Below are 12,679 nucleotides of genomic sequence, written 5' to 3'. Positions count from 1 at the left end.
TCACTGCGGTCCCAGCACCCGCAAAATCTCTTCCGGCGTCGTCAATCCCTGGTCCACCTTGTCGCGCGCATCCTCGATCAGGGAAACCATGCCGCTCAGCCGCACCGCCTGGTTCACTTCCAGCACGCTGGCGCCGGTTCCGATCAGGTGGCACAACTGTTCGTCCAGGGTCAGCACCTCGTAGAGGCCGAGCCGCCCCTTGTAACCGCTGTCGTGGCACTCCGCACAGCCTTTGCCGCGAAACACCCGCAGTCCCGCGCGCCGGAACGGCTCGCCCAGGCGTTCCAGGAGCTGAAGGTCGGGCACAGCCGGCTCGCGGCAGCCCTCGCAAATCTTGCGCACCAGGCGCTGCGCGATGATGCCCTGCAGCGCGGAGGCGATGACGAAAGGCTTGAGGCCGAGGTCGAGCAGGCGGGAAATGGTCGCCACGGCGGAATTGGTGTGCAGGGTGGAAAACACCTGGTGGCCGGTAAGTGCCGCATGAAAGGCCACCTCGGCGGTCTCGAAATCGCGGATCTCGCCCAGCAGGATCACGTCCGGGTCCTGGCGCAGGATGGAGCGCAGGATGAGGGGGAAAGTCAGGCCGATTTTTTCCTTCACCAGCACCTGACCCGCCATGTCGAGGTAATACTCGACCGGGTCCTCGATGGTGACGTAATTCTTGGACGGCGTGGCATTGTGCTGCAGCAGGGAATACAGCGTGGTGGTCTTGCCCGAGCCGGTCGGCCCGGTGGCCAGGATGATGCCCTGCGGCTTGTCCACCATGTCGCGGATCTGGCGCAGCGCCTGCTGCCCGAAGCCCAGCCCGTCCAGGCTGTGTACTGCGGCGTTGCGGTCGAGGATGCGCATCACCACCTTTTCGCCGTTGATGGTGGGCAGGGTGGAAATGCGCAGGTCCACCACGCGCAGCGGGGTTTTCACCATCAGACGCCCGTCCTGGGGACGGCGGCGCTCGGAAATGTCCAGCTCGGACATGACCTTGAGGCGCGACACCAGCGACTGGTGCATCTGGTGCGGGATATGGATCTTGTCCACCAGCACCCCGTCTATCCTGAGGCGCACCACCACGCTCTTGGTGCGCGGCTGGATGTGGATGTCCGAGGCGCCGAGGCGGATGGCTTCGAGAATGACGGCGTTGACCAGGCGGATCGCCGGCGGCTCTTCCGTGCCGCGCAGCAGTTCTTCCAGCGAGGGCGCTTCTTCGTCGTCCTCGATGACTACCTCGATGCCTTCGTAGGGATCCGTATCGGAGACCAGCGTTTCCAGCTCGGCGAAATCGACTGCCTCGCCGCCGCCGTATACTTCTCCGATTTTGGCTTTGATCGCGGCGATGCCGGCCATCACCGCCTGGATTTCCAAGCCGGAAGTGAAGCGCAGATCGTCCATCAGGCCCGCATCGAGCGGATCGGCCACCGCCAGCGTCATGCGCCGGCCTTCGAGCTTGAGCGGCACCACCAGCTGGCGCTCGCAGAAGCTGCGCGGGATGAGCGCCGCGACCGCCGGGTCGATGCTGAACTCGGCCAGCGCGACTTCCTCGAACAACAACTCCTTGCGCAGCAGGTCGCGAATCTGCCGTTCTTCGACCCAGCCCTTGTCGAGCAGCAACTTGACCACCGGTTCGCGGTTTTTTTGCTGCAGGCGATGCAGTTCCTGCACCTGGTTGCCGTTGAGCAGGCCATGCTTGTTGAGCATGATCGCCAGGTGGCTGCGATTGCTCACCGCGAGCTTGGACAGTGCGCTGATTTCCTGCGATTTCTTGCTGTTCTCCTGCTGCAGGGCATGGTTCTTCCGGATCAGGTCGTGCTGTTCCAGCGCCAGCGCCGCGGTGACGCGCAGGTCGTCGTCGTTCCACGGCTTGAGGATGAACTTGTAGACCGCCCCCTCGTTGACGGCCCCCATCACCGCGCCGGTATCGGCATGCCCGGTAAGCATGATGCGGATGGTTTCCGGGTAGAGCGCCTTGACCTGCTTGAGAAACTCGGCGCCGTTCATGCCGGGCATCACGTAGTCGCTGACCACCAGATGGAACTCACCCTGGCGCATCAATGCCAGGGCCTCGCCGGCGTTGGGCGCGGTGGCAACCAGGTAATTCTCCTGGCGGAACACCCGCTGCAGGGCCTTCAACACATTCGGCTCGTCGTCCACCAGCAGCAGGCGGTATTGCTGCCGCGGCTGCGGTGGCGGAGCCGAAGCGTCGGCGGGTGCGCCGGTGAAGAGGGAAGCGTAGCTGGACATGAATGCTTTAATTTATCGGCAAATGAATGGTGAACGAGGTACCTGCGCCGGCATGACTCTCCACCTCAACCCGCCCGCCGTGCACCTGCACGATGTCGCGCACCACGGGCAGGCCGAGGCCGGTGCCCTGGCCGACGTCGCGGGTGGTGAAGAAAGGCTCGAAAATTCGCGGCAGCACGTCGTCCGGGATGCCACAGCCGTTGTCGCTGATGCGGATCAGAATCTCGTTGTCCGCACACTGCGACTGCACCTTCACCTCGCCTCCGTCCGCCACCGCCTGCACCGCGTTCTCCAGCAGGTTGAGGAAAGCCTGGTTGAGATAGCCGGGCAGACACAGGATGCGCGGAATCTCTCCCAGCGCCCGCACCAGCGTCACGCCCCGGGGCAACTGGCCTTCGATCACGCTGCACGCCTGGCGCAGGCTGTCGTTGAGGTCGGCCATTTCCTCCTCGCCGCGGTCCACGTTGGAGAAGCCCTTGAGGTCGGCGACGATGTGCGCCACGCGGTCGGCGCCGGTCACGCTTTCCTGCAACAGCTCGCCGAAATCTTCGAGTACGAAATCCAGGTCGAGTTCATTCCAGGCTGCCCGTCCGGGCTGGCCAGCCTTGAGTGCCGCGCCCAGTGCGGCAAACTTGGCGACGTAGGACAGCGAAGTGGAGAGGTTGCTGCGCACGAAGCCGATGGGGTTGTTGATCTCGTGCGCCACGCCTGCCGCGAGCCGCCCCACCGAAGCCAGCTTCTCCGCCTGATAAAGCTGGCGGCTGGTATCCTCGATCACCCCGATCTGTTCCCGCACCCGTTGTTCCAGCTGTTCCGAAAGCGCCTTGTAGCGCGCCTCCGATTCCTCCAGCGCGGCGTGCTTGCGGCCGAGCTTCTCGAAATCCGCCTGCACCGCTTCCAGGTGCAGACCGGAAGCCATCTTGTAACGCGCCACGCCGCGCAGCAGCAGTTCCAGCATGAGGGAGCCGCTTTGCAGGCGCGACTCGTCAGCGCAGGCACATTCCAGATAGCCGATGGGTTCCAGTTCCAGCGCCAGCGGCGCGCGCCGCGCGCCCGACATCGGCGCGGCGGCGCCGATCAGGGCCGCGCCATTGGCATCGACCAGGCGAAACGCCCCGCCCAGCAACAGCACCAGCGTCTTTTGCAGCTTCTCGCGCGGAATCCCGGCCAGCAATTCGGCCAGGCCGAACTCGCGGTCGAAGGCCGCCAGCGTGCTGGGCTCCATGTTGTTCATCCCAGCGCCCCCTTCACGAAACCCTCCTCGTCCAGGCCGTGCTGTTCCTGCAAGCGGTATTCCTGGTTGAGTGCGCGATATACCTGGCGCAGCAGGGCGGCAAAGGTTTCGCGCACGCCGCTCCCGTCCAGGGCGGAGGAGAAAACCAGCGGCCAGGGGGCGGACTGCCAGCGCGCCTTGACTTCGTCCTCGCTCAGGATGTGCGGCAGGTCGCGCTTGTTGAACTGCACCACCAGCGGCAGCTGGTCGAAATCGAGTCCCACCCGCGCTGCGTTCTCGGCCAGGTTCTGGAACGACTCGCCGTTGTTGACGCTCTGGTTCTGCTGCGAATCGGCCACGAACACCACCCCGTCGGCGCGCGACAGCACCGCCTTGCGCGTGCCGTCATGGGCCACCTGGCCGGGCACGGTGAAGAGCCGGAACTTGACCAGCAGGCCGGAGGGTGCGCGAAAGCCGAGCGGCAGGAGATCGAAGAACAGGGTGCGGTCGTTCTGCGTTTCCAGGGTCATGATCTCGCCCTTCATGTCCGGCGCCACCAGATCGTGCAAACGCATCAAATTGGTGGTCTTGCCGCTCTGGGCCGGTCCGTAGTAGACCAGCTTCAACGTCAGTTTATTGGACTGGGGGTCGAATTCGGCCATTTTTTCAGGTGAGGCGTTAGGGGTAAAGAGTGAGGAGTTTGCCCCCCCTCACTCCTCACTCTCATCCAGAATCACCGAGCCGTCCGGCCCCCATGTGACCTTGGTGATACCAGGCTCCTGTTCTTCGAGCCGTTTACGCTCCAGTTCCTGGGGTGTCATCTTGCCTTTTTCGACGCGCGCTTTATCCGCCAGATACTGATTTTCCAGCATCAGGTTGCGATAGGCCAATGCCTGGGCAACACTCGACACCAGCTCATAATCGTTCCACGGCTTGTTGAGAAAGCGATATATCTGCGCCTCGTTGATCGCGCCGATCACGGCGTTGAGATCGGCATATCCGGACAGGATCAGGCGCGCGGCGTTGGGCTGTATCTGCTTGAACTCCTTCAAGAAGGCCACGCCATCCATGCCCGGCATGCGGTAATCCGAAAGCACCAGATCGACGGCATTGTGACGAGCGTGCTGCAATGCCTCGGCGGGAGAAGTAAAAATATCCACCTTGATCTTGTATTCGACCCCATCATAGACGCAGGGAGTGGAAACAAGCACGCGTCGCAAGGCCTTGAGAATGTTTTCCTCGTCGTCCACCAGCATGATGCGGTACATAAGCCTGGCTCCTATCTATATCTTGCTCTTGACCTTGACATGAACCGTCATGTGCCGGCCGGATGAACGTTCGAAGTTGCGGATCTGCTCGATGATCTCGTCGGTCAGCACATAATCCCTGGACAGCAGCATGATGCCCTCTGGGCTGACCAGGTCGCGCGCAAGCGTCATCCTGGCCTTGATCTGCGGGGTCTTGAGCGCCACTTCCTGCAGCTCGGTGCTGCCCCCCTGCCCTCCCATGGCGAGGGAGAAGGCGTCCACCACCTGCGGATCGTAGCGCTTGGCGCGGCCTTCCAGAATATAAGCCACAGCCTCGCTCTGATTGAGCTGCTTGCTGAGTTGCGTGCCGATCTGGACCGCGTCGAAATCGTTGGCCACGGCCAGGATGCGCGCGCCGAAAGGGATCGCCAGTCCGACCAGACCGTCGGGGAAGCCCATGCCGTCCCAGCGTTCGTGATGACTGCGTATCAGTTTGGCCGCGCCGTGGATCTGTTCCAGCCCCATCAGCGCGGCCTGACCGGTGATGGGATGGCGCAGCACCAGGTCCCGCTCCTCCCCGGCCAGGATGGCGAACGGTTTGGTCAGCAGCTTGTCGGGCAGGCCGATCTTGCCGATGTCGTGCAGCAGGGCGGCGATAAAAATGTCCTGCACCTCGGAATCGGGCAGCGCGAGGCGTTTCGCCAGCGTGCGCGCCAGGTCCGCGACGCGGCGCGAGTGCCCGGCGAGACTGCGTTCCCGCAGCTCGATCAGGTTGGCGAATACCTTGATCGAAGTGAGGAAGCTTTCCTTCAGCTTCTTGTTGGCGATCTCGAGGAAACCCATGGTCTGGCGCACTTCCTCGGTGCGCGCCAGCACACGGCTTTCCAGACTGGCATTGAGTTCCTTGAGCTCCTCGTTCTGGCGCAGCGTCAGTTCTTCCAGGCGACGCTTTTCCAGCGCCAGGTTCTTGAGCTCCAGAGCCTGCTTCACGACCAGGACGATATCGTTGTCTTCCCAGGGCTTGGCCACGTAGCGAAAAATCTCGCCCTTGTTGATGGCGGCAATGGTCGAGCTCACGTCGGCATAGCCGGTGAGCAGGATGCGCATGGTGTCGGGCCATTTTTGCCGCACCTGTTCGAGGAACTGGGCACCGTCCATTTGCGGCATGCGCATGTCGGATATCACCAGATCGACCGGTTCCTGCTCCAGCAGCGCCAGTCCTTCTGCGCCGCCTTCGGCAGTGAATATCTTGTATCCGAGAGGACGGAACAGTCGCCGCAAGGCGCTCAGGATGTTCGGTTCGTCATCCACGAACAGCAGGCTGGCGGGGCTGGCGGCCGATTGGAGATCATCGTCGTTTGGCATATCAGCCATCATATCCGATCTACCTGTTTCACCGGTAGCCAGACGCGGAAAGTCGTACCCTGCCCGAGTGTGCTTTCCACCTCGATTTGCCCGTGGTGCTTCTTGACGATGCCGTAGGAAAGCGACAATCCCAGGCCGGTCCCCTTGCCCACCGGCTTGGTGGTGAAGAAGGGATCGAACACGCGGCCGATGTTCTCTGGTGCGATGCCCTTGCCAGTGTCGGACACAGCCAGCCATACCCGCCCCCCTTCCTGGCCGGTGCGCAAGGTGATGGTGCCGTGGCTCTCGATGGCCTGCGCGGCATTCACCAGCAAGTTCATGAATACCTGGTTGAGCTGGGTCGGCAGGCATTCTATTTCCGGTAACTGGCCGTACTCCTTGACCACGTCAGCCTTGTACTTGAGCTCGTTCCACACGATGTTGAGTGTGCTTTCCAGGCCGGCGTGCAGGTCGGCCACCGTCCACTCCGCCTGGTCCACGTGGGAGAAGGTTTTCAGGTCGAGCACGATTTTCTTGACGCGATCCAGTCCTTCTTTCGATTCCGCCAGGATGTCGCGCAAATCTTCGCGCAGGTAGGCGAGGTTGACCTTCTCTTTCAGGGCGCGCAGCGCCAGCAACTCGGGAGATTCGCCTGTCATGCTGTCCGCCAGCCGCTCACCGGCATCGAGCACCGACAGGAGATCGTTCAGGTTACGCTCCAGGGCGCTGAGGTTGGAGGCCACATAGCCCACGGGATTGTTGATCTCGTGCGCCACCCCGGCGGCAAGCTGGCCGATGGAGGCCATTTTTTCCGCCTGCAGCAGCTGGTCCTGTGCTTCCGCGAGCTTGTGGTTGGCCGCCTGCAATTCCGCGATGCGCTGTTGCTGGTCGAGTTGCAGATTGATGTTCTCCAGCGCCAGGCTGGCGAGGTTGAGCAATGCAGTTCCCTGCTCGCGGTCGTTTTCGCTGAAGTCGTTCTGATTTGCCGGCCGGTTGACGCTCAAGGCGCCGATGACCCGCTCCTGCAACTTGAGCGGCCAGCACAGCGCCGAACTGGGCGCCGCCTGCTCGCGCCGGCGCTGGATGCCGGGAAACCTGGCAGCGTCGAAATCGCCGTTGATGAGGAGCGGCTTGCCGTTTTGCGCCACCCAGCCCATCACCCCGCTGCCGAGTGCGACTGTGCTGCCTATCACCCCCGCCGGCAAATCGATTCCGGCAACGATGACAAGGGTCTGTGCATCATCCCCCAGCATGGCCAGGGAACCGCTGCGAGCATCGAATCCGGCGACGATATGCAGCAGCAATTGCTGGTAGATTTTATCCGGGGCCTGCAACAATAGCGGAGACTGCCCCATACGGTACAAGTCGTAAATCCAGGACAGCTTGGTCATGCGATCTAAAGCCACTGTCTTACCCCCATGCTGACATCAGGACTGAGTACGCAACCACCATTTCCGCCCTGCACGAAGATTGTATAGGCAGATCGAGCCGTGCGCTTTAGAAGTTCGCCAAGGCGCGAGCAAGCATTTTGCCGCCCAAGCCAAGCCAACACAATGCAACTTGTTATAATCCAGACACCATATTTCAGGGCAGCGACATGAACTACTGCAGTCATTGCGGCGCAAAAGTCAGCCTGCGCATTCCGGAAGGCGACAGCCTGCCGCGCTATGTTTGCGACCATTGCCACACCATTCATTACCAGAACCCGAAACTGGTGGTCGGCAGCATACCGCAATGGGGAGACAGGATTCTCCTCTGCCGCCGCGCCATCGAACCGCGCCACGGCTTCTGGACGTTGCCCGCAGGCTTCATGGAAAACTGCGAAACCACGCCCCAGGCCGCCGCGCGCGAAACGATGGAGGAAGCACTGGCCGAGGTCGAAATCGGCGCGCTCTATACTCTGTTCAATGTGCCGCACATCAGCCAGGTGCATTTGTTTTTCCACGCCCGCATGCTGCAGCCCAACTTCGGGGCCGGGCATGAAAGCCTGGAAGTGCGGCTTTTCTCGGAACAGGACATACCGTGGGACAGAATCGCCTTTGCCAGCGTGCGGCGCACGCTGCAGCTATATTTCGCAGAACGGAGAAATGGCGTCTTCAACTTTCATGTCGACGATATCCATCCGTCCCCGCACCATCATGTGTCCGCGTCATGCAACTTTATCCCCTGATTTTATGCTCAGCTGGCTCAACCTGTTGAAACAACGCATAATCATTTTAATGATTTCACTTTATTGTAAATACACATGACACATATCCTTCCCAAAGAAATTTTCAAGGCCTATGACATCCGCGGCATCGTCGGCAAAACGCTCACCCCGGAGATCGTCGAGGCCATCGGCCACGCCATCGGTTCCGAAGCCGTGGCGCGCAAGCAAAGCGACATCGTCATCGGCAGAGACGGCCGTCTGTCCGGCCCGGAGCTGGCTGCGGCGCTGGCGCGCGGCATCCGCAAAAGCGGCATCAACGTGATCGACCTGGGGCTGGTCGCCACCCCCATGACCTATTTCGGCGCCTATCAGCTGCGCGCCAATTGCGCGGTGATGCTCACCGGCAGCCACAACCCGCCCGACTACAACGGCCTGAAAATGGTGCTGGACGGAGAAACCCTGTCCGGCGACACGATCCAGAAACTGCGCCTGCGCATCGAGCAAGGCGACCTGGTCGACGGCACCGGCAGCTATCGCCAGTACGACATCGCGCAAGACTATATCGAACGCATCGTCGGCGACGTGAAGCTGGCACGTCCCATGAAGATTATCGTGGACTGCGGCAACGGCGTGGCCGGCGCGTTCGCCCCCAAGCTCTACCGCGACATGGGATGTGAGGTCGAGGAAATGTTCTGTGAAGTTGACGGCAACTTCCCCAACCATCACCCCGACCCATCGGTGCCGAAAAACCTGCAGGACCTGATCGCACGGCTGAAGACATCAGACGCGGAAATCGGCCTGGCTTTCGATGGCGATGGCGACCGTCTCGGTGTGGTGGCCAAGGACGGCCGCATCATCTATCCCGACCGCCAGTTGATGCTGTTCGCCGCCGACGTCCTGAGCCGCAACCCCGGCGCGGATATCATTTTCGATGTCAAATCCACGCGCAAGCTGTTCGCCTGGATCCGCGAGCGTGGCGGCAAGCCGCTGCTGTGGAAAACCGGCCACTCGCTGGTCAAGGCCAAGATGAAGGAAACGGGCGCCCTGCTTGCGGGCGAGATGTCCGGCCATGTGTTCTTCAAGGAACGCTGGTACGGTTTCGACGACGGCCTGTATGCCGGGGCGCGGCTGCTGGAATACCTGTCACGTCAGCCGGATATCGACGCCACCCTGCACAGCCTGCCGGACACGGTGAACACGCCGGAACTGCACATACAGATGGAAGAAGGCGCGCATTATGCGCTGATCGAGCGGCTGCAAAAGAACGCCAGCTTTCCCCATGCGCAGGAAGTCATCGACATCGATGGTCTGCGCGTGGAGTATCCGGACGGCTTCGGCCTGATGCGTGCATCCAATACCACGCCGGTGATCGTGTTACGCTTCGAGGGCGATAACGCGGCGGCGTTGAAACGCATTCAGGAAGAATTCCGTTCCGTGTTGCTAATGGATTCGCCGGATTTGCCGCTACCGTTTTAACAGCCGTTCGAAAACCTGGGCACGGAGAGGATATGGCAGAAGAATCAGCAGCCGTAGTCGAATCACCGACTGAAGAATCACCCGCTCAAGAACAGCAGCTGACCCTTGCGCTCAGCGAGGACGGCAGGAAGCTGCTGGCGAGCGTCAGCCCAGGCAGCGTCAAGACGCCGTTCGATCTTGCCACCCTCAAGCAGGAAATCGACGCGCAAGGTTACGGCCAGCTGTTCCTGATAGACGCGGCGCTGAATCAGCTGGTCAAGCAATACGCCTCGGCCAGCGCGCCCTTTACGCTGGAAATCGGCGAGGTGCGCGATGCCGGCGTGAAGGTCGAGCTTGCGCCGGACAAAATGACTGCCTGGATCAGCGTTACCCCACCGTACGGCGGCACGGCGGTGACGACAGAGCAGATTCGCAGCGCCCTGGTGGAAAAACAGGTGACTTTTGGCTTCCTTGACGAAGCCATCGAGCAGATCGTAGCGACGGGAGAAGCAACCCGCCAACCTGTTGCCCAGGGCCGCGCAGTCGTCAACGGCGAAGATGGGAAACTACAGTGCCTGATCGAAATGGTGAAACAGCGCCATCCTCATTTCGATGAACAGGGTGTCGCGGATTACCGCGACCTGGGCGGCATCGTTACGGTGCACCAGGGCGAACGCCTGATGCAGAAAATTCCCGCCACTCTGGGCGAGCCGGGAGAGAACGTGCTGGGGCAGACGATTCCCGCCAAACCCGGCAAGGAAGCCGCGTTTGCGGCACAGTTAAAAGGAGCGCTGGTCGATCCGCAAGACCCCGCCTTCCTGATTGCCGAGATTCCAGGCCAGCCTCTGCTGGTCAACAACGGCATGGCGGTTGAGCCCACTATCAACCTTGCCACTGTCGACCTCACCACCGGAAATATCGATTTCGAGGGCACGGTCAACATCAGCGGCGACGTGCACGCCGGCATGAGCATTCGCACCACGGGAGACATTCACGTTGGCGGCACGGTCGAGGCCGCGATTCTGGACGCGGGCGGCGACGTGGTGATCAAGGGCGGCATAATCGGCCACGGCGAAATCCACACGCATCCCGACGACAAGAATAGGTCCATGATCGCGCGCGTACACTGCGGCACTTCTTTCTCCGCGCGTTTCGTCGAAAATGCCAGCATCGAAGTCGGCGATAGCATCATGGTTGACGAACTGGTCATGCAAAGCGAACTGGCAGCGGTAAACCAGATTGTGGTCGGCAAACCAGGCTCGGGGCAAGGGCGCATCATGGGTGGCGTGGCCGAAGCCACCTTACTGGTGCAGGCCGCGACCATCGGGTCGCCATCTGGCGTCAAAACGCGGGTGATAGTGGGCACCAACCCCTACCTGCACGAGAAACTGAGACAGGCAGGCAAACTTCTGGAGGCCAAGAGCAAGGAACTCGATGAGGTGGTCAAGCTGATAAAGTTCATCGAGGATCATCCTGATCGCATCAAGCCGGAAATCAAGCTCAAGGCGGAAAATACCTTCCAGGCGTTGCTTGATGTGATCGAGCTGGCACGGCAGGATAAAGATGAACTCACCAAGCAACTCGAATTGTCCGTCGACGCCAAGGTGATCGTAGAGAAAACCCTGTTTGGTAACGTTCAGATCGAAATCGGCGGCAAGGTCCACTGGGTGGATTTGCAGCGCAGCAGTGGCACGTTCTCGCTCAAGGAGGACGAGATCGTGTTCGAGTAAAGCCGTGCTCTCCTATTTGCGCTCGATGTCCAGACCCTCGCGGTGCGTCTGGTCAACCACCTTGAGCAGCAGTCCGAAGGGCAGGCGCGAGCCCAGCTTGCGCACGATGGGCATGAACGGCAATTCCGGCCCGTTGGGGTCAAACTTGTACTGGCCGCTCACCATGTCGTCATACATCTTGCGCAACTGGCTGTCGAGCTCCTCGATATAGGGTTTGAACGGGGCGAACTCGTCCGAGTCCTCTTCCATGATGGAACGGATCTCGTCCACTTCGTATACCGCCTGATGCATCAGGTCCACGTATTCATCTGCAGTCTTTGGGCGTTTCATCGCTACCTCCAAAAAACGAGGGGCGGCACGTAGCCACCCCTAGTCGATACCACTATGTCGAAGCCTTACTTGCCGGCGATTTCTTCCAGCTTGGTGGCGCGAATAATCTGGCCATCCAGTGCGGCATCCTTGGCGCTGCCACCGTAAGCCACCGTGATCAGCTGGCTATAGTAGGTCACCGGGATATTGAACTTGGTGCCGTAGCGCTTGTTCACTTCACCCTGGTAAATCTCGGTGTTGGCCTGGCACAGCGGGCAAGGCGTGACGATCATGTCGGCGCCGTGGTCGTAGGCCGATTCGATGATGTCCTTGATCTGTTTCTGGCTCTTTTCCGGCTCGGAAAAAGCCAGCGCGCCGCCGCAGCAAGTCACTTTCTGGTCGTAGCCAGTGATTGCTTCGCCACCCATGGACTCGACCAGCTTGTCGAGGTACATCGGGTTCTCGAAGGACTCGCCGTCGATGCCGAACGGGCGATTGGTCTGGCAACCCACGTAACCGGCGATCTTGATGCCCTCGAGCGGTTTCTTCACGCCGCTTTTCAGGGTCTCGTAACCGATATCGTCGATCAGCACTTCCACCATGTGGCGTGCCGCAGGCGCTTCGTTCTTGAAAACCAGGCCGGCTTCCTTGAGCGCTTCGTTGGTCTCGGCCAGCAAGGTGGCGCTGTGATCGAGGCGCTCCTTGGCTTCACGCGTGGCGAGCCAGCAGGCGGCACAGGTAGCGACGATTTCCTGACCCGGGTTATGCTGTTCGGACAGCGCAATATTGCGCGCGGACAGCGCCACACGCGGCAATTCGCCACCGCCGGCATAGCCGATGGATGCGCCGCAGCAGTTCCAGTCAGGGATTTCATTCAACTGTACATCCAGCAGCTTGACCATCGACTGGGTCGAGGTCAGGTAGTTGCTGGACGATGCACCGGACTGCGAAGAGCAGCCGGGATAAAAAGAATATTGTTTCTTGGCCATGTATCTCG

General features: G+C 61.0%; 11 protein-coding genes. 3 read left to right on the top strand and 8 right to left on the bottom strand.

From position 1 onward, the window contains the following. The 6 genes from SKTS_RS06105 to SKTS_RS06080 are packed head-to-tail and all read right to left on the bottom strand — an operon-like array spanning nucleotide 1 to nucleotide 7,430. Nucleotides 1–2,235: an ATPase, T2SS/T4P/T4SS family gene (locus tag SKTS_RS06105; protein ID WP_173061800.1), complete on the bottom strand. Its 2,235-nt coding sequence runs from the start codon at nucleotides 2,233–2,235 to the stop codon at nucleotides 1–3. A 7-nt stretch (nucleotides 2,236–2,242) separates the two neighbouring features. After that, nucleotides 2,243–3,469 (bottom strand): sensor histidine kinase, encoded by a 1,227-nt coding sequence (locus SKTS_RS06100; protein ID WP_198420436.1) that lies wholly within the window; start codon nucleotides 3,467–3,469, stop codon nucleotides 2,243–2,245. Continuing rightward, a complete protein-coding gene (locus SKTS_RS06095) occupies nucleotides 3,466–4,110 on the bottom strand; it encodes a GTP-binding protein (protein ID WP_173061797.1) in 645 nt (214 codons plus the stop codon). The genes SKTS_RS06100 and SKTS_RS06095 overlap by 4 nt, the downstream gene beginning before the upstream one ends. 48 nt (nucleotides 4,111–4,158) lie before the next feature. Then, complete coding sequence (locus SKTS_RS06090) at nucleotides 4,159–4,716, bottom strand: response regulator (RefSeq protein ID WP_173061794.1); 558 nt, start codon at nucleotides 4,714–4,716, stop codon at nucleotides 4,159–4,161. Between the two features lie 15 nt (nucleotides 4,717–4,731). After that, nucleotides 4,732–6,060, bottom strand: a complete 1,329-nt coding sequence (nosR, locus tag SKTS_RS06085) for a response regulator c-di-GMP phosphodiesterase, NosR family (RefSeq protein ID WP_173061791.1) — start codon at nucleotides 6,058–6,060, stop codon at nucleotides 4,732–4,734. An 8-nt stretch (nucleotides 6,061–6,068) separates the two neighbouring features. Then, nucleotides 6,069–7,430: an ATP-binding protein gene (locus SKTS_RS06080; protein WP_173061788.1), complete on the bottom strand. Its 1,362-nt coding sequence runs from the start codon at nucleotides 7,428–7,430 to the stop codon at nucleotides 6,069–6,071. 206 nt (nucleotides 7,431–7,636) lie between these two features. Here SKTS_RS06080 and SKTS_RS06075 point away from each other — a divergent pair, with 206 nt between their 5' ends. The 3 genes from SKTS_RS06075 to SKTS_RS06065 all read left to right on the top strand — a co-directional run bounded on the left by SKTS_RS06075 (nucleotide 7,637) and on the right by SKTS_RS06065 (nucleotide 11,373). After that, nucleotides 7,637–8,209 (top strand): NUDIX hydrolase, encoded by a 573-nt coding sequence (locus tag SKTS_RS06075; RefSeq protein WP_173061785.1) that lies wholly within the window; start codon nucleotides 7,637–7,639, stop codon nucleotides 8,207–8,209. Between the two features lie 75 nt (nucleotides 8,210–8,284). Next, entirely contained in the window at nucleotides 8,285–9,664 is a 1,380-nt protein-coding gene (locus tag SKTS_RS06070) for a phosphomannomutase/phosphoglucomutase (protein ID WP_173061782.1), read from the top strand. A gap of 32 nt (nucleotides 9,665–9,696) precedes the next feature. Then, nucleotides 9,697–11,373: a flagellar assembly protein A gene (locus tag SKTS_RS06065; protein ID WP_173061779.1), complete on the top strand. Its 1,677-nt coding sequence runs from the start codon at nucleotides 9,697–9,699 to the stop codon at nucleotides 11,371–11,373. 12 nt (nucleotides 11,374–11,385) lie between these two features. Here SKTS_RS06065 and SKTS_RS06060 read toward each other — a convergent pair whose 3' ends face one another. Then, nucleotides 11,386–11,703 (bottom strand): hypothetical protein, encoded by a 318-nt coding sequence (locus SKTS_RS06060; RefSeq protein ID WP_173061776.1) that lies wholly within the window; start codon nucleotides 11,701–11,703, stop codon nucleotides 11,386–11,388. A gap of 65 nt (nucleotides 11,704–11,768) precedes the next feature. After that, nucleotides 11,769–12,671 carry a CoB--CoM heterodisulfide reductase iron-sulfur subunit B family protein gene (locus SKTS_RS06055; protein ID WP_173061773.1) on the bottom strand — a complete coding sequence of 301 codons (903 nt, stop codon included), beginning with the start codon at nucleotides 12,669–12,671 and terminating at the stop codon, nucleotides 11,769–11,771. Between the last annotated feature and the right edge of the window lie 8 nt (nucleotides 12,672–12,679).

It is taken from the genome of Sulfurimicrobium lacus (assembly GCF_011764585.1).
Classification (GTDB): Bacteria; Pseudomonadota; Gammaproteobacteria; order Burkholderiales; family Sulfuricellaceae; genus Sulfurimicrobium; species Sulfurimicrobium lacus.
The sequence above is the reverse complement of the archived record's forward strand: the minus strand, read 5'-3'. Positions and strand labels throughout refer to the sequence as shown.

Coding starts and splice junctions, on each gene's coding strand:
- SKTS_RS06080 (WP_173061788.1), bottom strand. CDS start 7,430: ATGACCAAGCTGTCCTGGATTTACGACTTGTACCGTATGGGGCAGTCT.
- SKTS_RS06075 (WP_173061785.1), top strand. CDS start 7,637: ATGAACTACTGCAGTCATTGCGGCGCAAAAGTCAGCCTGCGCATTCCG.
- SKTS_RS06105 (WP_173061800.1), bottom strand. CDS start 2,235: ATGTCCAGCTACGCTTCCCTCTTCACCGGCGCACCCGCCGACGCTTCG.
- SKTS_RS06070 (WP_173061782.1), top strand. CDS start 8,285: ATGACACATATCCTTCCCAAAGAAATTTTCAAGGCCTATGACATCCGC.
- SKTS_RS06090 (WP_173061794.1), bottom strand. CDS start 4,716: ATGTACCGCATCATGCTGGTGGACGACGAGGAAAACATTCTCAAGGCC.
- SKTS_RS06095 (WP_173061797.1), bottom strand. CDS start 4,110: ATGGCCGAATTCGACCCCCAGTCCAATAAACTGACGTTGAAGCTGGTC.
- SKTS_RS06060 (WP_173061776.1), bottom strand. CDS start 11,703: ATGAAACGCCCAAAGACTGCAGATGAATACGTGGACCTGATGCATCAG.
- SKTS_RS06065 (WP_173061779.1), top strand. CDS start 9,697: ATGGCAGAAGAATCAGCAGCCGTAGTCGAATCACCGACTGAAGAATCA.
- SKTS_RS06055 (WP_173061773.1), bottom strand. CDS start 12,671: ATGGCCAAGAAACAATATTCTTTTTATCCCGGCTGCTCTTCGCAGTCC.
- SKTS_RS06100 (WP_198420436.1), bottom strand. CDS start 3,469: ATGAACAACATGGAGCCCAGCACGCTGGCGGCCTTCGACCGCGAGTTC.
- nosR (WP_173061791.1), bottom strand. CDS start 6,060: ATGCCAAACGACGATGATCTCCAATCGGCCGCCAGCCCCGCCAGCCTG.